A 20,154-nucleotide genomic window follows, 5' to 3' on the forward strand; every position below is an offset into this window, starting at 1 on the left:
CGTGGTGGAGTTCTGCCTGGATGTTACGGCGAACCTGCTTTACGGCAAATCGCGCTGGCCGCATCTTGGCCCGATCCCCTGGGTGGTGATCGCCGCCACCGCCGGGATGGCGGGCTATGCGCTGGGCGGCTGGCGGCTGGCCGTGCTGGCGGGCGGCACTTTCGTCTGGATCGCCGTCATGGGCCAGTGGAAATGGGCGATGGAGACCCTGTCGGTCATCGTCGTCGCGGTGCCGTTCTCGGTGGTCTTCGGCCTGCTGATGGGCGTCCTGGCCTGGCGCTACCGCCTGGCCGAACGCATCCTGAACCCGATCCTGAACATCGCGCAGTCCCTGCCGCATTTTGCCTACATGATCCCGGTGGTGGTCTTCATCGGAGTGGGCCCCAAGGCTGGCGCCATCGTCACCATCATCTTCTCGGTCCCGCCGATGATCCGCATGTCGCTTCTGGGTCTGCGCGCGGTGTCGCCTGAGATCATCGAAAGCGGCAAGATGAGCGGGACGACCCGCTGGCAGCTGATGACCCGCGTCCGCCTGCCCGCCGCGCGGACCCAGATCCTGATCGGCGTCAACCAGGTCATCATGCAAAGCCTGGCGATGGTCGTTCTGGCCAGCTTCATCGGGATGCCGGGGCTGGGACAGAAGCTGCTGCAGCTTTTGCAGGCACTGAAGATCGGGCTCTCGGTCGAGATCGGCATCACCATCGTCCTTCTGGCCATCGTTCTGGACCGGACGTCGAAGGCCTGGGCGATGAAGCAACCCGAACATGTCGAGGGCGCAACCTGGCTCCAGCGCCACCGTCTGCTGGCGATCTGGCTGGGCCTTGTTGCCCTGGGTTTCCTCGCCGCCTGGGCGCACCCCTACTTCGCCGAGGTCGAACGCAAGCAGGCGCTCAGCATGGCCGGGCCGATCGACGCGGTGGTCGGCGGCTTCATCGACCTGATCGACCCTGTGACCGACTGGCTGCGATGGTTCCTGATCACCTGGGTCCTGATCCCCTTGCGCGACGCTTTCCTGTGGCTGCCGACCTCGGCCGTGCTGGTGGCGCTGGCCGGGATCGGCTGGCGGATCGGGGGCTGGCGCTCGGCGCTGGTCTGCCTGGCCCTTTCGCTGCCCATCGCTCTGTCGGGCTGGTGGGACCGGGCAATGATCACGGCCTACACCGTCTTCGTCTCGGTCGCCCTGGCGCTGATCATCGGCGTGCCCCTGGGCCTGATCGGGGCCGCGAACGAGACCCGCGCACAGCGGTTCCTATTGGTCTGCGATACGGCCCAGACCTTCCCCAGCTTCATCTACCTGATCCCGGTCGTCATGCTGTTCGGGGTGAACGACGTTGCCGTCGTGGCCGCGGTCACGGTTTTCGCGACCGTGCCCATCATTCGCTACACGATCGAGGGCCTGCGCAGCATCCCGCCCGAGATCGTGGAGTCGGCGCAGATGTCGGGGGCAAGCCCCGGCCAGCTTCTGCGGCACGTCAAGGTGCCGCTGGCTATCCCCACCCTCGTCGTGGGCGCGAACCAGTCGATCATGTTCGCGCTGTTCATGGTGATCATCGCGGCCTTCATCGGCACGCAGGACCTGGGGCAAGAGATGCAGCGTGCGCTGTCCTCGACCGACGTGGGCAAGGGGCTGGTCCTTGGCTTTGCCGTGGCCTTCATGGGAATCCTTGCCGACCATCTCTTGATCAAATGGGCGCGCAACCGAGGCGCTTTGGTCGACTGAAGGCAGGTCTCAACAGCGCCGGCAGGCTAATGGCGGCGGCCATTGGCGTCGAAGACAAGCGCTTGATCCGCGTCGCAGGCCAGCCCGACGCTGTCGCCGACCGTGGCGGACAGCCGACCAGGGCCCTGCACGCAGACCAGTCCTGTCGGAGTTGCCACATGCACCAGCGTCTGGTTGCCAAGCCGCTCGACCAGCCGGATGGTCCCCGCCAGCGCCGCGCCGTGATCGGGGACCAGCCGGATATGCTCGGGCCGCAAGCCGACTTCGTGGGCTGACAGGCCAAGAGCGGCTCCGGGCAGAAAGTTGATCGCCGGATTGCCGATGAAGCCCGCCACGAAGCGGTTGGCGGGTGTTTCGTACAGGTCCATCGGGCCGCCGATCTGCTGCACCTCGCCGCCGTTCATCACGACGATCTTGTCGGCCATCGTCATCGCCTCGACCTGGTCATGGGTGACATAGACCATCGTGGCACCAAGCTCGCGGTGGAGGGTCGACAGTTCCAGCCGCATCTGGACGCGCAAAAGGGCGTCCAGATTCGAGAGGGGTTCGTCGAAAAGAAACACCTGCGGGTTGCGCACCAGCGCCCGGCCGATGGCGACGCGCTGGCGCTGGCCGCCAGAGAGTTCGGCCGGGCGGCGGGTCATGAGGGCGTCAAGCTGCAGCTGCTTTGCCACCTCGGCCGCGCGGGCGAGGCGGGTGGGTTTGGCGACCCCGGCGGCCTCCAGCGAGAAGGCGATGTTCTCGGCCACTGTCATGTGCGGGTAAAGCGCGTAAGACTGGAAGACCATCGCGATCTGGCGGGCCGAGGGTTCCTCCATCGTCACGTCGCGCCCGGCAATCTCGATCCGTCCGCTGGAGGGTTCCTCCAGTCCGGCGATCAGGCGCAGAAGCGTGGACTTGCCGCAGCCCGAGGGGCCGAGAAGGGCGCAGAATTCGCCCTTCTCGACGGTCAGGTCGACTCCCTTGATCGCCTCGAACCCGCCGAAGCTTTTCCGCAAGCTGGTCAGGCGCAGTTGCTCGTCGGGCATCGGCTACTCCCGCATCCAGACCTGCATCGGGTTCGGACCCCGGTTGCACCAGATGTAATAGGGCACGGCCATGAGGGGGGACGGCCCCTCGGCGGGCGGGTGGGTGCGGTAAAGCGCAGGGTCCTGGTCGGTGATGGCCTGGCCTTCGGCCCGAAGGACACTGATCCCGCCGAGGAGGTCGGAGCGGAATTCGTCCGTCACCGCATTGCCGCGCGGCAGGCGCAGGCGGTGGAGGGGGGACTTCTGATCCTGCGCCTCGAAGCAGTAGACCAGCGGGCCACGACGCAGCGCCACGCGACCGACGTCGGCCTTGATCTCGGGGTGCGGCCAGAGGCGTTCGCCGGGCATGGGGAGGTCGAGTTCCACCACGTCGCCGGGTTTCCAGGTGCGGGTCAGCCGCAGGTAGCCGCGATCGGCCTTGACCGGGACGTCCGCCCCGGCGACGCGGACCTTCGGGGCCGTGCACCAGGCGGGGATGCGGAGCGAGACGGCGAAGTCTCGTGGGGCGTCGGGGGTCACCGCGATGCGGATGGCTCCGGTCCAGGGGTAGGATGAGCTTTCCGCGATGCGGACCTTGCCGTCGCCGAGGGTCACTTCGGTCTCGGATCCGCCATAGAGGTGGACAGCCACTTCGTTGTCGCCCACGCCGTAGACGTAGCCACCGATGGACGCGACAAGACGGGCGACGTTCATCGTGCAGCAGGGGCAGGGGTGCCAGTCCCAGCGGCGGTGGCTGCCGTCGCTGTCCAGCTTGTTGTCGTAGAAATATGTGTCCCCCTCCCGCGACAGGCCCGCCAGAGCATTGTTGTAAAGCGCGAGTTCCAGAAGGTCGGCATACTGGCCGTCAAGGTCCAGGTTCAGCATCCGCGCCGCCCAGAAGATCATCGCGCAGGACGCACAGGTCTCGGCATAGGCGGTGTCGTTCGGCAGGTCGTAGTCCTGGGTGAAGCCCTCGTTCCGGGCCGAGGGGCCGAAGCCACCGGTGACATACATCCGGGTCGAGGTGACGTCTTTCCACAAGGTCTCACAGACCTGTTTCAGTTCGGTATCGTCATGTTCGGCGGCAAGGTCGGCCATCGCGGTGTAAAGATACATCGCGCGGACGGCGTGGCCGACGACCTTGGTCTGCTGGCGCACGGGCAGATGGGACTGGCTGTATTCGTAGGTGCCCTGGCCGTATTTCCCGGCAGGCTCGCCCCGCGCATCGCGTTCCTGGTCGAAGTAGTGCGGCTGCTGGCCGCGTTCGTCGACGAAGTAGGTGGCAAGGTCCAGATATTTGCGCTTGCCCGTCGCGTGCCAGGCCTTGATGAGCGCCAGTTCCACCTCGGGGTGGCCACAGTAGCCGCGTTTCTGGCCCGGGCCGCGACCGAAGACGGTGGCGACATGGTCGAAGGCGCGCTCCATCACCTGCATCAGCCGGTCCTTGCCGGTGGCACGCAGGTAGGCGACCGCGCCTTCCAGGATGTGGCCAAGGTTGTAGAGTTCATGGTTGTCGCGCAGGTTGGTCCAGCGGTTCTGCGGCTCACGCTCCAGATACCAGCAGTTGACGTAGCCGTCGGGTTCCTGCGCCTTTTCCAGATCGTCGATGATCGCCTCGATCTGCGCCTCTACACCCGCGTCGCGGCGGTGGGAGAGGGCGTAGGACGCGGCCTCGATCCACTTGCCGACGTCGCTGTCCCAGAAGATCTGGGTGGAGAAGCCGTCGGCGTGGGGCTTGAAGGTCAGGGGCGGGACGGGTTTCGGAAGTTTCAGGCTTTCCAGCACGTTGTACTTCGCCAGCTGGGCGTGCTGGCTGGGGATCGTGGTGGTCAGGACCGTCTCCAGCCGTTCGGACCAGAAGGCGCCGGTGATCTTCACATCGGCAAAGGGGATGGATGAGTAGCGGCGCATGGGGTCCTCCTCAGGTGCTGTCGCGCACGACCAGCGTGCAGGGCAGGCGCAGGGTGCCAGAGGCATCCTCGCCCTTGATCATTTCGGTCATCTTATGCCCGGCATGGGCGCCAAGCTGGATCAGGTTCATGTCGACCGAGGTGAGGGCCGGGCGGCAGGCCTCGGCCATGACGGTCCAGTTGTCGAAGCCGGTCAGGGCGATGTCGGTGGGGCAGGCGATGCCCGCCTCACGCAGGGCATCGGCGCAGCCCCGGGCGATGAGGTCGTTGCCGCAGACGATGGCGTCGGGGCGCGGGCCGTTGAGGAGTTGCGCCACGGCAGCGCGACCCCAGGCCTCGGTCCAGGAGCCGTGCATGAGGGGGCCGGGTTCCAGACCTGCCGCCGTGACGCCCTCGCGCCAGCCGGCCGCGCGGAGGCGGACGGCCTCGAAATCCTCGGGGCCGGTGACGTGGGCGATGCGGCGGCGGCCGCGCTGGATCAGGTGGTCGGTCGCGAGCCGCGCGCCGCCCTGGTCGTCGGGCAGCAGGGTCAGCGCGCCGGGCGCATCGCCCTGGCTGAAGACGTAGATCACAGGCACGCCAAGGCCGCTGAGGTCGACCGACGGGCGACGGTCGGCACGGCGGGCGGTGACGATCAGGCCGTCGATCTGCTTGGCGAGCAACTGGTCAAGATGCGCCCGTTCACGCTCGGCGTCGTCGGTGGCGTTGACCATGAAGACCCCGATGCCGGACCCGGACAGGACACCCTCCAACCCCTCCATTATCGGCATGGTAAAGCGGCCGAAGCTGTCGTTCGAGATCACGCCCACCGACCCCGACAGCCCGGTGTGCAGGCTGCGGGCCAGAGTGTTGGGGCGGAAGTGCAGGGCGCGGACGGTCTCCATCACGCGCTTGCGGGTGTCGTCCGACAGGGAGCCAGTTCCGTTCAGCGCCTTAGACACCGTGCCGATGGAGACGCCAGCCTCGCGGGCGACATCGTGGATCGTGGCGCTGCCGCGCGGCTTGTCGTCTGCACTCATTTCACGGCCCCCGCCAATAGTCCGGAGACGTAGTAGCGCTGCAAGGCGAGGTAGACGAGGAGGCAGGGCAGCATCGAGACGACGACCGAGGCCTGCAGGGCGCCCCAGTCCACCGACCCGAAATCGCCCGAGACGACGCCGGTCAGCATGATCGGCACGGTGAAGGCGCTTTCGGTGTTCATCAGGATCAGCGCGCCGATGAACTCGTTCCACGAGGTGATGAAGGCGAACAGCGCCACGGTGACCATCCCCGGCAGCGCCAGCGGGATGAAGACCCTGCGCAGCTGGAAGGCGGTCGAGGCGCCGTCGACGCGGGCGGCTTCCTCGAGTTCCTTCGGGACGGCCTCGAAGCTGTTGCGCATCAGGTAGACGGAAAACGGCAGCTGCAGGATCGTGTGCAGGATCGCGAGGCCGAAGTGGTTCCCGGTCAGGCCAAGCTTGGCGAACATCAGGTAGATCGGCACCAGAAGCGCCTGATAGGGCACCATCATCGACGCCAGGATCAGGACGAACCAGATCTCTTTCCCCGGGACCGGGAAGCGAGCCAGGGCAAAGCCGGCGGGGACCGACAGGGCGAGGCAGAGGACGATGGTCATCCCCGCGACGAGGGTCGAGTTGCGGACATAGGTCCAGATGCCCTGCTGGTAGTTCGCGACCTTCTGGTAGTTCTCGGTGCTGAGGGACGAGGGCAGGTAAGTCGGCGGCACCGCCGAGGTCTCGGCCAAGGGTCGGAAGGACGCAAGGAAGGACATGACCAGCGGCATCAGCATCAGGGTGATGACGGCGATGCAGATCGCGGCCATCAGCCAGCCCTTGGCCCGGCGGGCGAGGGGTTTTGGGGGAAGGGCAAGGGATGCCGTGCTCATCGCCGCCCCCGTTGCAGGCGCAACTGGAGGACGGTCATCGCCATGATGACGACCATCAGGATCACCGAGAGGGCGGCCGAATAGCCAAGGTCAAAGCGGACGAAACCGGACTGGTAGATCCAGTAGACCGAAGTGAAGGTTTTGCCGCGTGGGCCCCCGCCGGTCATCAGGTAGAACTGGTCGAAGGCGAGCATGGAGCCGATGATCGAGATCACCGTGGCCATCATCAGCGACCGGGCGGCCAGGGGCAGGATGATGCGGCGGACCTGCAATGTGCGGGACGCGCCGTCGATGCGGGCGGCCTCGAACAGGTCGGCGCTGATCGACTGAATGCCGGCCATGATGAGGATCATGCCGAAGCCCACGACCTTCCAGGTGACCGAGATGATGACGGCGGCGAGGCCGGTCTCGGCACGGCGGAACCAGACGACGGGTTCGTCGATGGCCCCGAGGTCGACGAGGAGCTGGTTGAAGAGGCCGACCTGCTGGTCAAAGAGCCAGAACCAGAGGAGCGAGGAAGAGGCGAGGCCGATCACCACGGGCAGGAAGACGACCGAGCGCGTCAGGCGGCGCAAGGGCGTGTTGGGGGACACGAGAAGCGCCAGCGCGAAGCCGAGGCCCATGAGGATTGGCGTGATGACGGCGGTGTAGAGAAGCGTGAACTTGAAGGCCGCCCAGAATTTCGGATCGCCAAAGGCAGTGCTGTAGTTTTCCAGCCCGACCCACTCCCCCCCGCCCAGAAGCGAGGTCGAGGTGAAGGACAGCCAGACAAGGTGCACCATCGGCCAGAGGACGAAGACGCCGACGAAGGCCAGCGTGGGGGCCAGCCAGGCAAGGCCGACAAGGGCGTTCCTGCGGGTGGACATCTTGGCGTTCCCGGGGTTGGCGGGGGCCGGGCGGACCGGCCCCCTTGAGGGCTATTTGGCGGCGATGGCCAGCATTTCGGCCCGTGCGGTCTCGATGGCGCCGTCGACGTCACCGTCGAAGATCGCGGTCTGCACCATCGTGATCCAGGGCGAGGAATCCGAGTTCACCATGTCGGCGAAGTGGAAGACCCACGGCACATAGCCGACCGACAAAGCCTGGGCGGTGGTCAGCACCTTTTCGTTGCCCTTGGTGAACTCGTTGTCGGCAAGGTCGGTCCGGGTGGTCAGGATCGAGTTCTTGGCGAGGCCCTGAAGCTGCGCTTCGTCCGACAGGACCCAGGTCACGAATTCTCGTGCCGCGGCCTCGTTCTTGCCATTGGCCGGGATCGCCACGACGTCGCCGCCGACGAAGGCCGAAACTTGCCCCGGTTCAGCACCTGGCAGAAGCGTCAGGCCGTAGTTGAAGTCGGGGTTTTCGCGCTTCATCAGGCTGATGAGGAAGCCGCCGGTCCCCGCGATGCCGATCTTGCCCGAGGCAAAGGCGGACACGAAGTTCGCCCCGGTATCGATTTCCGCGTTCTCGGGGATCATCCCTTCGTCCCACATGGTCTTGTAGGCCTCCAGCACCATCTTGACGCCGTCGCCGGTCAGCGCCTCGTCCTCGCCGTTGCGGGGCAGCATCTTGGACCCGGCGGCGACCATCATCGGCGAGGTGACGAAGATGTTGCAGCCGGGGCACGAGCCGGAGAACCAGAAGCCGTAGGTATCCCCGCCCAAGGCGCGGATCTTGCGGGCGTGGTCGACGACTTCGGCGATGGTCGTGGGCCCCTTTTCGGGATCAAGGCCAGCCGCCTTGTAGAGGTCCTTGTTCCAGGCCAGGACCGAGACGTCGGGCGTGAAGCCCACGCCATAGATCTTGTCCTCATAGGTCGCGATGTCCTTGTAGGCTTGGACGTGGGTCGCGTAGTTCGGATCGGCGGTCAGCTGGTCGGTCAGGTCGGTCAAGAGGCCCGCCTTCATGAAATCGGGCATGTAGATCAGGTCGAAGGACACCAGATCGGGCGAGTCGCCGGACTGGGCCGAGGTGGCAAGCTTGGTCACCATCTGGTTGTCGGGAATGGCGGTCAGGGTGATCTTGTTCTCGCTGGTGGAATTCCACAGGTCCACCATAAGCTTGCCGGGGTCGGCCGCGCTTTCGCGGACCCACATCGTCAGATCTTCGGCATGAACTGGCATCGCGGCCAGAACCGCGAAGAGGCCAGCAGTCAGAGGCCCGGTAAACCGGGTTCTGGGTCTGATCATCGTCCATCCTCCCTTGGGTGCCGTTGCGGCACGGTGACCTGGCGGGGCTCCTCTCCCCGGGGTTCGGAAAAGCTTTTCCGACATCGACGCGGACCCCGCCCGAGGCTGAGCCTTGCAGGGCGGGGTGCGGTGGCGGGTGAGTCGGAAAACGTTTTCCTAAGGGAATGGAACCACAGTCAGGCGCGCTGCGTCAATGCACTTGATGGCAGGCGGCGCGGCCAGCGTCCTAGGCCGCAAGTGCACCCAATGCGTCGCGCAGATGGCTGAGGCCGCGATCATCCACGCTGTGCCCAAGCCCGTCGAACAGCCGAAGCGTGGGCGCGGCCCCGGCGGTCGTCAGCCAGCCCGCCGTGGCCTGGGCCAGGGCGGCGGGGAGGACGGGGTCGGCGGTTCCGTGCAGAAGCGTGATGTCGGGCCAGTCCGTGCGGTTGGGCACCGGCCCGGCAAGGCGACCGGAGAGCGCGAAGACCGCACGGGCGGGCATCCCGTCAGCCACGGCGTGCAGCGCCATGATGGCACCTTGCGAGAAGCCGATCAGCACGGTCTGGGCGGGGTCTCCCAGCGCCTTCATCATCGCGCGGAAGCCGGGCAGGGCGGCGGCGATGCGGGCGGGGCGGTTGTCCTCGGTGATGCCCTTGACCGAGAACCATTGCCGCCCCGGCCCCATGTCGAAGGGCTGCGGGCCGTCGGGGACGTCAGCCTTGAGGCCAAGCGCCTCGGCGAGGGGGCGCATGCCGGCACCACTGCTGCCGACGCCGTGCAGAAGGACGACCCGGGTCATGCGGCGGCCTGCAGGAGAGCCGCCACATGGTCCGGCCCGGCGGGCACGATGCCCGTGGGGTTCAGCGCCTTGATCGAGTAGTAGCCGGCCTTGATGTGGTCGAGGTCGACGGTCGCGGCGACCCCTGGCAGGCGCAGAATCCGCTCCATATAGGTCTGCAGGCGGGGGTAGTCGGCGATCTGGCGGCGGTTGGTCTTGAAAAGCCCGTGGTAGGCGGGGTCGAAGCGGATCAGGGTGACGAAAGTGCGGATGTCCGTTTCGGTCAGCCGGTCACCGAAGAGGAAATCCCCGGTCAGGCGGGATTCCAGCTCGTCCAGCATGGCGAAGACGCCGGCGACGGCCTCGTCATAGGCGGCCTGGGTGCTGGCGAAACCGGCCTTGTAGACGCCGTTGTTCAAGGCATCATAGATGCGGGGGTTGAGGGCGTCGATGTCGGCGGCCAGATCGGCGGGGTAGAGGCGCAGGTCGGACGGGGCCAGATGCTCGAACGCGGTGTCGAACATCCGCAGGATGTCGGCGCTTTCGTTCGAGACCATCACATTGCGGGCCATGTCCCACAGGACCGGGACGGTGGCGCGGCCGGTGAAGTGGTCATCGGCGCGGGTATAGATCTGGTGCATGTAGCTGGCGGCGAAGAGGGGGTCCTGGTCGGCCCCGGGATGGCCGCCGAACTGCCAGCCTTGCGTTGTCAGGACCGGGTTCAGCACGGTGACCGGGATCAGGTCGGCAAGCCCCTTCAGGCTGCGTCCGATCAGGGTGCGCGAGGCCCAGGGGCAGATCAGCGCGACGTAAAGCCGGTAGCGCCCGGCCTCGGCCTTGAAGCCGCCTTCGCCGGTGGGGCCGGGGCTGCCGTCCGGGGTGATCCAGTTGCGGAAGCTGGAGGTCTGGCGCACGAAGCGGCCCTTCTCGTCGGCCTTCTGCACCGGCTGCCAATCTTCCGTCCATTTCCCGTCGACAAGCATCTCAAGTCCCCTGATGAAAGACGAAGGACCGCATCGAGACCGACCCAAGGTCGATCGCGTCGGTCATGAAGGTAAGCTGGTCCCTGGCGTCCGACGCCCCGGCGATGGTCAGCGCGGGCATGTAGTGGTCCACAGTCGGATGCGCCATCCGCAGAAGGGAGCCAAGCCCCTCGCGGTCGGCGAGCGGTTTCAGATCGCGCGCTTCCAGCCGGTCGGCGAACATCCGGTCGAATTCGACCGCGAAGTCCTGCGGGGCACCGCCGAAGCGCATGGCGCGCAGGTTGTGGACGACGTTGCCCGACCCCAGGATCAGCACGCCCCGGTCGCGAAGCTGCGACAGCGTGCGGCCGACCTCAAGCTGATGCTCCAGCCCGCGGCCCATGTCGATGGAGACCTGGAACACCGGCACCCTGGCCTGTGGATACAGGAAGCGCAGCACGGTCCAGGCCCCGTGGTCGAGGCCCCAGGTATCATCCTCGGCGGCGTGGTGGCTGGCCAGTAGGCTGACCACCTCGCGCGCGAGGGTCGGGTTGCCGGGGGCGGGGTAGTCCATCGCGTAAAGCGCGTCGGGAAAGCCATAGAAATCGTGGATCGTCTTCGGCAGGTTCGAGACATCGACCAGCGTGGTCCCCCGGGTCATCCAGTGGGCCGAGACGACAAGGATCGCCGCCGGTTCCGGCAGGCTTTGGCCCAAAGCGGTCCAGGAGCGGCTGTAGGGCGTGTCCTCCAGCGCGTTCATCGGGCTGCCGTGGCCCAGGAACACCACCGGCATCCGGGCCGAAGGGGCCAGCCGGTCGCGCAGGGCATGAAGGTCGGTGATCGCGCTCATGGGTATCTCCTGTGGAAAAGGGGGCCGCCCGGAGGCGGGGGCGGCCCGGAACGGGTCAGGCCGTCGCCAGCTTATGCGCCGAGGGCTTCACCGCATAGGCGCCGCTGCCCAGAAGCGCGATGACGCCCTGGATGACGGCCCAGAACAGCGGGAATTCCCAGCCGCCGCCCTCGCTGGAGAAGACCCAGCCGTTGCCCGAGTGGACCCAGGTTGCGCCGAGGAGGACCGGGATCAGCGCCAGCGCCACGGCGCGGGTTGCGACCCCCAGGATCAGCGCAAGGCCTCCGGCGACTTCGGCGGCGATGGTCAGGTAGGCCAGGACGCCGGGCAGGCCGAGGCTTTCGAAGTAGCCGACAGTGCCGGGAATGGTGAAGACGAAGACCTTCATGAGGCCGTGGGCGACGAAGAGCGCGCCACTGGAAACGCGAAGGATCAGAGCGGCGTAGTCGGTATTGGACGACATGGCAGGGGTTCCTTTCGGGGCCGCACTGTCGCGGCGGGTTTCGATGGCCCGTAGGTAAGGCTTGACGCCTTGGCATGAAATGGAGACGTTGTGGAATGACTATCCACAGGATGTTCTGAATGGACCTGATCGACGAACTCAAGGCCTTCGTGGCCACCGCGCAGACCGGGTCTTTCACGGTGGCGGCGGGGCAGTTGGGGGTGTCGAACCGGCTGACCTCGAAATACGTGGCCGAGTTGGAGGCGCGGCTGGGCGTGCGCCTGTTGCAGCGGACGACGCGGAAGGTCGGGCTGACCCCGGCGGGCGAGGACCTTCTGGCCCGCGCCCCGGCGCTCTTGGACGATCTGGATGCGCTGATTGGCGATGTGTCCGAAGGCAGTCGGGGGTTCGCCGGGGTGATCCGGGTCTCGGCCTCGGTCACCTTTGGCGAAATCTGGGTGGCGGGGATGCTGGAGCGGTTCGGGCGGGCCCATCCGGCGCTGTCCTTCGATCTGCGGCTGAACGACCGGCATGTGGACCTGGCCGCCGAGGGGATCGACGTGGCGTTCCGGTTGGGCCGGACCGAGACACAGTCGCTGAAGGCGCGGAAGCTGGGCAGTTTCCGGTCCGTGCTGGTCGCCAGCCCGGACTATCTGGCGCGCCGGGGAACGCCGCAGGTACCGGCCGACCTTGCCCTGCATGACTGTATCATCGACACCAACCGCCGCACGCCGCGGCGCTGGGTTCTGGGACCCGAAAGCGCGGCAGAGGCGGTGACGGTTCAGGGCCGGTTCCAGGTGAACTCGGCCCGGGCAGCGGTCGACCTGGCCGCCAAGGGGCTGGGCATCGCCTATGCGCCGCGCTTCGTGCTGGGGGGGGCGCTGGCGGCGGGGCAGGTGGTCCGGCTCTTGCCCGACCAGCCGGGTGAGGACGGCCCCCTTAGCGCGGTCTACCTGGAGGGCCGCGTCCTGCCGCGCAAGGTGCGGGCGCTGATCGACTTTGCTGCCGAAGACATCAGGGCCGCCGATATCCTGTGATCCTGCCGTGCCGGGAATGGGTGACACGGCGCAAATGGACGGATTTCCAGAACAAATTTCTGGCCCACCGGGCCGCGCGGTAAACTTCCCACAACGCTGTCGAACTGCCGACAAGGGGGAAGTCATGCTTGATGACATGCTGCATGTGATGGAGTGGCACAACGGGGACAAGGACTATTCCCCCTTCTCCGACGCCGAGATGAAGCGCCGTCAGGATGACGTGCGGGGCTGGATGGCGGCCAATGATGTCGATGCGGCGCTGTTCACCAGCTACCACTGCATCAACTATTACTCGGGCTGGCTGTACTGCGCTTTCGGCCGCAAGTACGGCATGGTGGTCACCCCAAAGGCCGCGACCACCATTTCCGCCGGGATCGACGGCGGCCAACCCTGGCGGCGCAGTTTCGGCAGCAACGTCACCTACACCGACTGGCGGCGCGACAACTTCTACCGCGCGGTGCGGCAGCTGACGCCGGGGGTGCGTCGGCTGGGGATCGAGTTCGACCATGTGAACCTGGACTACCGCAAGGCGCTGGAAGCGGCGCTGCCGGGGGTGGAGTTCGTGGACATCGCGCAAGCCTCGATGTGGATGCGGTCGATCAAGTCGGCGGAAGAACACGCGCTGATCCGCACCGGCGCGCGCATCTGCGATGTGGGCGGCTGGGCCGTGGCGGGGGCGGTCAAGGCGGGCGTGCCCGAGCACGAGGTCGCAATCGCGGGCACCAACGCGATGATCCGCGAGATCGCGGCGTCCTTTCCCTTCGTCGAACTGATGGACACCTGGACCTGGTTCCAGTCCGGCATCAACACCGACGGGGCGCACAACCCGGTGACGAACCGGAAGGTCCAGTCCGGGGATATCCTGTCGCTGAACACTTTCCCGATGATCTTCGGCTACTACACCGCGCTGGAACGCACGCTCTTTTGCGACCATGTCGATGACGCCAGTCTGGACATCTGGGAAAAGAACGTCGCCGTCCACCGTCGCGGGCTGGAGCTGATCAAGCCCGGTGCGAAGTGCAACGAGATCGCGCTGGAGCTGAACGAGATGTACCGCCAGTGGGACCTCTTGAAGTACCGGTCCTTCGGTTACGGCCATTCCTTCGGCGTGTTGTCGCACTACTATGGCCGCGAGGCCGGGGTGGAGCTGCGCGAGGATATCGCGACAGAGTTGAAGCCCGGCATGGTGGTCTCGATGGAGCCGATGGTGATGCTGCCCGCAGGTGTCCCTGGGGCAGGTGGCTACCGCGAGCACGACATCCTGATCGTGACCGAAACCGGGGCCGAGAACATCACCGGCTTTCCGTTCGGACCCGAGCACAACATCATCCGGAACTGATCCCTCAAAGACTGAAGGGGGCGAAGCGACCGGCCCCTTTTGCCTGTGCGGCCCGCAGGACAAAAGAAACGGGGGGCCGAAGCCCCCCAAGGTCACCAGGAAGAAGACAAGGTCAGCCGAACTCGGCCCGCAGGGCACCGATGATGCCCGTTGTGCAGACCTCCAGCAGGATATGGCCCTTCTCGACCGAGGCCTCCTTGGGCGAGGAGAGCGTGCCGGAACAGGGCGTCCATTCCGGCTTGACCGGATAGACGTCATAGGGCGGGAAGGTGGCGGGGGCGTGGTCCACGGCGCGGTCAAGGTGGACGTGTTCGGGGTGCAGCGCCAGCATCAGCGAGGTTTCCAGGACCCCGCCGTGTTCCACGTCCCAGCCGGGAAAGCCGCCGGGGTAAAGCTTGGCGATGGCCTCCTTGTGGACGAAGTCCCAGTAGGACAGGACCACGACCTTGAGGTCGGTGATCCCGTCCCAGCGCAGTTCACGAAGCGCAAGGTCGATGCCTTCCACGATGAACCACGAGTTTTCGAAATGGCCGTTGACGAGGCAGATCTTGCGCACGCCGTGGCGGGCGAATTCCTTGACCACGTCCTTCAGCGCCGCGACCAGCGTGGCGCCGTCAAGGCTGGTGGTGCCCGGCAGATGGTTCCCGCCGCCCGACTTCTGGTGCGACTTGTAGCCATAGGTGAAGGGGGGGGCGACCAGCGCGCCGATCTCCAGCGCCACGCGGCGGGCGAATTCGGTGGGCAAGAGGACGTCGACATGCAGCGGCATGTGGTGGCCGTGCTGCTCCATCGAGCCGATGGGGATCAGGATCGGCGTCTGCCCGCCCTGCACGGCGGCGGCGTAGTCGGGCCAGGTCAGGTGCGAGGCGAAGGCGGTGGAATGTTTCATGAGGCGATACCTGTAAGGGATGGCCAAAATTACGTTGCCGGGGCCGCATAAGGAAAATATATTGTCTCAATGGTTCCATTGACGAGGCAAATGCAATGGCGCTGCTGACCAATCTGCCGACCGACCTGCTGCGCACCTTCATCGCGGTGGTGGAACTGGGCGGGCATTCCAAGGCCGGGGCGGTGCTGGGGCGCAGCCAGCCTGCGATTTCCCTGCAAATCCGGCGGCTGGAAGAGCTGGTCCGAACGCCCTTGCTGATGCAGGAGGGCAGGGCGATCCACCCGACCCCGGCGGGCGAGGCGCTGTTGTCCTATGCGCGCGAGATGGTGCGGGTGAACGACGAGGCGGTGCGTTACTTCCACCGCTCGGACATGAACGGGGTGCTGCGCATCGGCTTGCCGACCGACTACGCCGTGGCCTTCCTGCAAGGCACGCTGACGACCTTTCTGCAGCATCACCCCGACGTGGACCTTGAAATCCATTGCGACCTTAGCCGCGAGTTGCATCAGCACCTGCGCTCGGACGATCTGGACATCATCGTGGCCACCATGCCCTCTGCGCGGATGCCTTACCTGTCGCGGTCCTGGATCGAACAGCCGATCTGGGCCGCCGCCGAGGACCTGGCCCTGCGTCCGGACCGGCCGATCCCCCTGGGCGCGCATCTGGAAGGCTGCGACTACCGCTCGCGCATGGTCGATGCGCTGGATGCGGCGGGGCGGCGCTGGCGGATCGTCTATACCGGGCCCGGGATCTCGGGCCTGCAGAACGCGGTGCTGAACAGCTTCTGCATCACGGCGCTGACGCGGGCGACCATGCTGCCGGGAATGCGCGAGCTGTCCGTGGCGGATGGGCTGCCAAGCCTGGAACCCCTGCGCGTCGGGTTGTTCTACAAGCACCCGCGCCTGTCGCCTGCGGGCCTGCAACTGGTGAGTGACCTTGTCGCCAGCCTGGAAAGCGTCGGATCGGGGATCACGCCGTTACCAAACTGATCAAGACGCAGGCAGGGATAACGGGCGCTTATCAATGGATTTCAAGAACCGATTTTGTCTGCCTGATACATTCCCCTAACGTCATGGCAAGAATAAAGCCATCACAACGACAACAGGGAATGCGAAGATGACCAGGATCAATCCGCTTGCGACAGGCCTGACGCGCCGTTCGCTGCTTGCTTCCGGGGCCGCCGCGCTGGCCACCCCCATGCTCTCGCGCCGCGCCTTCGCGCAGGCGACCGAGCTGACCATGCTGGCCTGGTACGGTCATGCCGAGCCCGATATGGTTGCCGAGTTCGAGGCCGAGAACAACGTCAAGTTCATCCCGAAATACTATACCGGCGGCGACAACATGCTGGGGCTGATCTCGCAGTCGCCCCCCGGCACCTTCGACGTGATCCTGTCGGACGCCGAATACGTCCAGGCGCTGAACGCCGCCGGATATGTCGAGGAGCTGGACCCCGCCGACTATGCGCTGGACGAATATTTCCCCGAGTTCCAGCAGTTTCCCGGCAACTGGCAGGACGGCAAGCTGTTCTCGCTGGTGACGCGTTTCGGCTTCCTGGGTGTCGCCTACAACACCGACGCGCTGACCGAGGCCGAGGCCGCCAACTACAACGTCTTCTGGGACCCGAAGCTGACCGGCAAGGTCGGGCATTTCGACTGGCACCTGCCGAACCTGGGGCAACTGAGCCTGCTGAACGGCAACGCCAACCCCTATGACATCGACGAAGCGGCCTGGGAGGCCGTGAAGGAAAAGACCATGTCGCTGCGGCCGCAGATCGGTGGCTTCTTCGACTATGGCGGGACCTTCTCGTCCTTGAACGACGGACAGATGCTGGCCTTCTGCGGCATCGGCGACTGGATCACCGGTGTTCTGGAGAAGTCCGGCGCCAAGGTGAAGTCGGTCATCCCGGAGCAGGGCGGACTGCAGTGGTCGGAGTGCTTCTCGATCGGCAAGGGGTCGCAGAAGGCGGATCTTGCGAAGAAGTGGATCCAGTACATCACCTCGGCCAAGGGTCAGGCGAAGTCGGCGCAGATGGCGGCCTATCCGGCGATCGTGCCGAACGCCAAGGGCTGGGAGGTCCTGCAGGCCGAGAACCCCGACGAGGCCAAGCGCCAGGGCATGACCAAGGATGCCGGTAACGCGATGGACATGATCCGCGCAGGCCGGATCAAGTACCGCCAGTGGCCGGTCCAGCAGGACCTGGAGACCTGGAACGACTTCTGGTCGGAATACAAAGGCGCCTGAGCCTTGACGATGCGGGCCGGGGGGGCGATCCCCCGGCCCGCAGTCCTTTGCAGGAGAGCGCCCGCCGATGCGACGCCCGATCACCCTTTACGGTCTGACCTTCTCGTTGCCGCTTCTGGTCTGGCAGGTCCTGTTCTTCGTCTTCCCGCTTTTGTTCCTGGTCGCGCTGTCCTTCTGGACGGTGAAGAACTTCGTGATGTCGCCGGATTTCGACACGGTGAACTGGACCACGATGTATGGCCGCGCGGTGTTCTGGCAGGCCTACGGGAACACTCTGGCACTGGCCGCCGCGGCTGCGGTGCTGACCAGCATCCTCGCCTTCCCGGCCTCTTACGCCATCGCGTTCAAGATGTCGGACACCGCGCGGCGCTGGGCGGTGTTCCTGATGGTGATCCCGTTCTTCACCAGCTACCTGGTTCGCATCTATTCCTGGCAGATATTCCTGTCGGACAACGGGATCATCAACGTCATCCTGGGCTGGATCGGCCTAGGCCCCTACCAGATGCTGAACACCGTCGGGGCCACCATGATCGGATACCTGACGCTGGCCTTCCCGCTGGTGGTCCTGTTGCAGCTGTTCAGCCTGGTCTTCATTGACCGCACGCTGATCGAGGCCGCACACAACATGCGCTGCGGACGGCTGCGGACGGTGTTCGAGGTGATCATCCCCTCGGCCCGCACCGGGTTGGTCATCGCGGCGCTGTTCTGTTTCATCCTGGCCTTCGGCGATTTCGTCAGCCCGGTCTACCTGGGCGGGGGGGAGCCGACGACGCTGTCGATCCTGATCACCGACACCACCAAGTCCGGCCAGCAATGGCCCCGCGCCGCCGTGATCGCGCTGACGATGATCGGCACGCTGATGGTCGTCGCCTTCGCCGCCGTCAAGTTTGCCTACAAGGGGAAGTCCAAGTGATTGGGGGGAAGTCCAAGTGATTGGGGGGAAGTCGAAATGAGCGGCTCTGCCGACCTGAACCGCAACCGGGCCGTCGACTGGGCGCTGGTCGTCTACGTGATCCTGGCCTATGCCTTCGTCTTCGCCCCCATTGCGGCCAGCTTCGTCTTCAGCTTCAACTCGGACCGCTTCCCGTCGATCCCGCTGGGAGAGTTCTCGCTGGATTGGTACCGCGCTGTGGCCACGGACCCGCTGGTCTGGGAAGGCGCCGGGAACACGCTCTTTGTCGGCGTAATCGTCGGCATCGTCTCGACCGCGCTGGGGTTCGGGGCGGCCTATACCGACTACCGTTACAAGTTCGCGGGCAAGCAGGTGTACCTGGCGCTGGCGCTCTTGCCGCCGACGATCCCAGTGATCATCCTGGGTCTGGCGATGCTGGCCTACCTGTCCCGCATCAACCTGTCGGGCAACGCGCTGTCGGTCATCATCTCTCACGTCGTCGTCTGCGCGCCCTTCGCGATGGCGATCATCCGGTTGCGCCTGTCCCAGATGGACCCGGCGCTGGAGCCTGCGGCCTGGAACCTGGGTGCCTCGGAATGGATGGCGATGCGGCATGTCATCGTGCCGTTCTGCGCGCCCGCGATCTTCGGGGCGCTCTTCATCACGATGGCCGTCAGCTTCGACGAGTTCGCCGTGGCCTGGTTCGTCTCGGGCCTGAATGAAACCCTGCCGGTCAAGGTTCTGGGCTTTCTGCAAGGCCAGGTCAGCCCGCGGATCAACGCGATCGGCACCTTCGTCTTCATCCTTTCCATGACGCTTGTGATCCTGGCGCAGCTTCTGCTGTCCGGCCGCGGCGCCAAGCCCGCCAAGGAGTAACCCCATGAGCCGCGATACACTGGTGTCCTTCGAGGGCGTGGTCAAAAGTTTCGGCACCTTCGTCGCCGTCAAGAAGCTGGACTTCGAGATCAGGAAGGGCGAGTTCCTGGCGATCATGGGCTCGTCGGGCTGCGGGAAGACCACGACGTTGCGGATGCTGGCGGGGCTGGAAGCCCCTTCGGAAGGGGTGATCAAGCTTTCCGGCAAGCCGATCAACGACCTGCCGACCTGGAGCCGCGATACGCCGATGGTCTGGCAGAGCCTCGCGTTGTTCCCGTTCCTGAACGTGCGGGAAAACGTGGAGTTCGCGCTGAAGATGCGCGGCGTGGGCAAGGCGGAACGCCGCCGCCGTGCCGAACAGTGGCTGGACCGGATGCAGATCACCGAGTTCGCCGAGCGCAACATCAGCCAGCTGTCCGGCGGCCAGCGGCAGCGTGTGGCCCTGGCGCGGTCGCTGGTGGTGGAGCCGGAAATCCTGCTGCTCGACGAACCGCTGTCCGCGCTGGATGCGGCGCTGAAGGTGCGGATGCAGTCGGTGCTGAAGAACCTCCAGCGCGAGACGGGGATCACCTTCGTCTATGTCACCCACAGCCAGTCCGAGGCCTTTTCGATGGCCGACCGCGTGGTGATCATGAGCCGGGGCGTGATCGAGCAGATCGGCACGCCGCAAGAGATCTACCGCACCCCGCGCACCCGCTTTGTGGCCGACTTCCTGGGGTCGTCGAACCTTTTCAGCGGCAAGGTCCGGGCGGGCGGGCAGGGCAAGGTGCTGGATACTCCGGCCGGGCAGTTCGCCCTTTCGGGGGACGCAGCCGGGCTGGGCGAGGCGGCGACCCTCACGGTGCTGGACACCAAGACCCATCTCAGCGTCGAGAAACCCGCAAACGCGGTCAACGTCGTCCCGGTCCGGGTCATCGGCGAGGAATTTGTCGGGGCGACGGCCACGCTGTACCTTGAAACCGCTCAGGGCCAGGAAATCCGCGTCCAGAAGGGTCATGACGAGATCGCCGATCTTCCCACCGACATCGGCCAGGGTCTTTACGCCTGGTGGAACCCGCAGGATGGCCATCTTGTCGCCGAAGCCTGACCCCTGGGCCTGTCCGTTTCCCGCCGCCCGTCTTGGCCCGGGCGCCGTCGATCTTGCCACGGAGCGTTGCCGCATGAGCATTGTCCTCC

General features: G+C 65.8%; 19 protein-coding genes. 8 read left to right on the plus strand and 11 right to left on the minus strand.

Going from position 1 to position 20,154, the window contains the following annotated elements; genetic code table 11:
- Positions 1-1,720, plus strand: a 1,720-nt coding sequence (locus U1E69_RS03550) for an ABC transporter permease (protein WP_322242918.1), incomplete at its 5' end; no start/stop codon positions are given.
- Positions 1,721-1,746: 26 nt separating this feature from the next.
- On the opposite strand, the gene U1E69_RS03555 is transcribed toward U1E69_RS03550, so the two are convergent.
- The 10 genes from U1E69_RS03555 to U1E69_RS03600 all read right to left on the minus strand — a co-directional run bounded on the left by U1E69_RS03555 (position 1,747) and on the right by U1E69_RS03600 (position 11,725).
- On the minus strand, positions 1,747-2,748 hold the full coding sequence (locus U1E69_RS03555; protein ID WP_322242919.1) for an ABC transporter ATP-binding protein: 1,002 nt from the start codon (positions 2,746-2,748) through the stop codon (positions 1,747-1,749).
- A gap of 3 nt (positions 2,749-2,751) precedes the next feature.
- Entirely contained in the window at positions 2,752-4,638 is a 1,887-nt protein-coding gene (locus tag U1E69_RS03560; protein ID WP_322242920.1) for a glycoside hydrolase family 127 protein, read from the minus strand.
- Between the two features lie 10 nt (positions 4,639-4,648).
- Positions 4,649-5,656, minus strand: coding sequence for a LacI family DNA-binding transcriptional regulator (locus U1E69_RS03565; RefSeq protein ID WP_322242921.1), 1,008 nt, complete (start codon positions 5,654-5,656; stop codon positions 4,649-4,651).
- Entirely contained in the window at positions 5,653-6,522 is an 870-nt protein-coding gene (locus U1E69_RS03570; protein ID WP_322242922.1) for a carbohydrate ABC transporter permease, read from the minus strand. The genes U1E69_RS03565 and U1E69_RS03570 overlap by 4 nt, the downstream gene beginning before the upstream one ends.
- Positions 6,519-7,388, minus strand: a complete 870-nt coding sequence (locus U1E69_RS03575) for a sugar ABC transporter permease (protein WP_322242924.1) — start codon at positions 7,386-7,388, stop codon at positions 6,519-6,521. Before U1E69_RS03575 ends, U1E69_RS03570 begins: the two co-directional genes overlap by 4 nt.
- A gap of 51 nt (positions 7,389-7,439) precedes the next feature.
- Positions 7,440-8,690 carry a sugar ABC transporter substrate-binding protein gene (locus U1E69_RS03580; protein ID WP_322242925.1) on the minus strand — a complete coding sequence of 417 codons (1,251 nt, stop codon included), beginning with the start codon at positions 8,688-8,690 and terminating at the stop codon, positions 7,440-7,442.
- Between the two features lie 226 nt (positions 8,691-8,916).
- Positions 8,917-9,471 (minus strand): hypothetical protein, encoded by a 555-nt coding sequence (locus tag U1E69_RS03585; RefSeq protein ID WP_322242926.1) that lies wholly within the window; start codon positions 9,469-9,471, stop codon positions 8,917-8,919.
- Entirely contained in the window at positions 9,468-10,433 is a 966-nt protein-coding gene (locus U1E69_RS03590; protein ID WP_322242928.1) for a glutathione S-transferase family protein, read from the minus strand. The genes U1E69_RS03585 and U1E69_RS03590 overlap by 4 nt, the downstream gene beginning before the upstream one ends.
- A 1-nt stretch (position 10,434) precedes the next feature.
- On the minus strand, positions 10,435-11,262 hold the full coding sequence (ygiD, locus tag U1E69_RS03595) for a 4,5-DOPA dioxygenase extradiol (RefSeq protein ID WP_322242929.1): 828 nt from the start codon (positions 11,260-11,262) through the stop codon (positions 10,435-10,437).
- A 55-nt stretch (positions 11,263-11,317) separates the two neighbouring features.
- Positions 11,318-11,725: a DoxX family protein gene (locus tag U1E69_RS03600; protein ID WP_322242931.1), complete on the minus strand. Its 408-nt coding sequence runs from the start codon at positions 11,723-11,725 to the stop codon at positions 11,318-11,320.
- Positions 11,726-11,844: 119 nt separating this feature from the next.
- Between U1E69_RS03600 and U1E69_RS03605 the strand changes: the two genes are divergently transcribed.
- On the plus strand, positions 11,845-12,741 hold the full coding sequence (locus tag U1E69_RS03605) for a LysR family transcriptional regulator (protein ID WP_322242933.1): 897 nt from the start codon (positions 11,845-11,847) through the stop codon (positions 12,739-12,741).
- A 124-nt stretch (positions 12,742-12,865) separates the two neighbouring features.
- Positions 12,866-14,080, plus strand: coding sequence for a M24 family metallopeptidase (locus tag U1E69_RS03610; RefSeq protein ID WP_322242934.1), 1,215 nt, complete (start codon positions 12,866-12,868; stop codon positions 14,078-14,080).
- Positions 14,081-14,192: 112 nt separating this feature from the next.
- On the opposite strand, the gene U1E69_RS03615 is transcribed toward U1E69_RS03610, so the two are convergent.
- A complete protein-coding gene (locus tag U1E69_RS03615) occupies positions 14,193-14,969 on the minus strand; it encodes a creatininase (protein WP_322242936.1) in 777 nt (258 codons plus the stop codon).
- A gap of 95 nt (positions 14,970-15,064) precedes the next feature.
- Here U1E69_RS03615 and U1E69_RS03620 point away from each other — a divergent pair, with 95 nt between their 5' ends.
- The 5 genes from U1E69_RS03620 to U1E69_RS03640 all read left to right on the plus strand — a co-directional run bounded on the left by U1E69_RS03620 (position 15,065) and on the right by U1E69_RS03640 (position 20,065).
- Positions 15,065-15,958, plus strand: coding sequence for a LysR substrate-binding domain-containing protein (locus U1E69_RS03620; protein WP_322242937.1), 894 nt, complete (start codon positions 15,065-15,067; stop codon positions 15,956-15,958).
- A gap of 127 nt (positions 15,959-16,085) precedes the next feature.
- Entirely contained in the window at positions 16,086-17,210 is a 1,125-nt protein-coding gene (locus U1E69_RS03625) for a spermidine/putrescine ABC transporter substrate-binding protein (protein WP_322242939.1), read from the plus strand.
- A gap of 67 nt (positions 17,211-17,277) precedes the next feature.
- Entirely contained in the window at positions 17,278-18,123 is an 846-nt protein-coding gene (locus U1E69_RS03630) for an ABC transporter permease (RefSeq protein ID WP_322242940.1), read from the plus strand.
- Positions 18,124-18,159: 36 nt separating this feature from the next.
- On the plus strand, positions 18,160-18,978 hold the full coding sequence (locus tag U1E69_RS03635) for an ABC transporter permease (protein WP_322242941.1): 819 nt from the start codon (positions 18,160-18,162) through the stop codon (positions 18,976-18,978).
- Positions 18,979-18,982: 4 nt separating this feature from the next.
- Positions 18,983-20,065, plus strand: coding sequence for an ABC transporter ATP-binding protein (locus U1E69_RS03640; RefSeq protein ID WP_322242943.1), 1,083 nt, complete (start codon positions 18,983-18,985; stop codon positions 20,063-20,065).
- The last annotated feature ends 89 nt before the right edge of the window (positions 20,066-20,154 follow it).

The organism is Tabrizicola sp. (assembly GCF_034366665.1).
Classification (GTDB): Bacteria; Pseudomonadota; Alphaproteobacteria; order Rhodobacterales; family Rhodobacteraceae; genus Tabrizicola.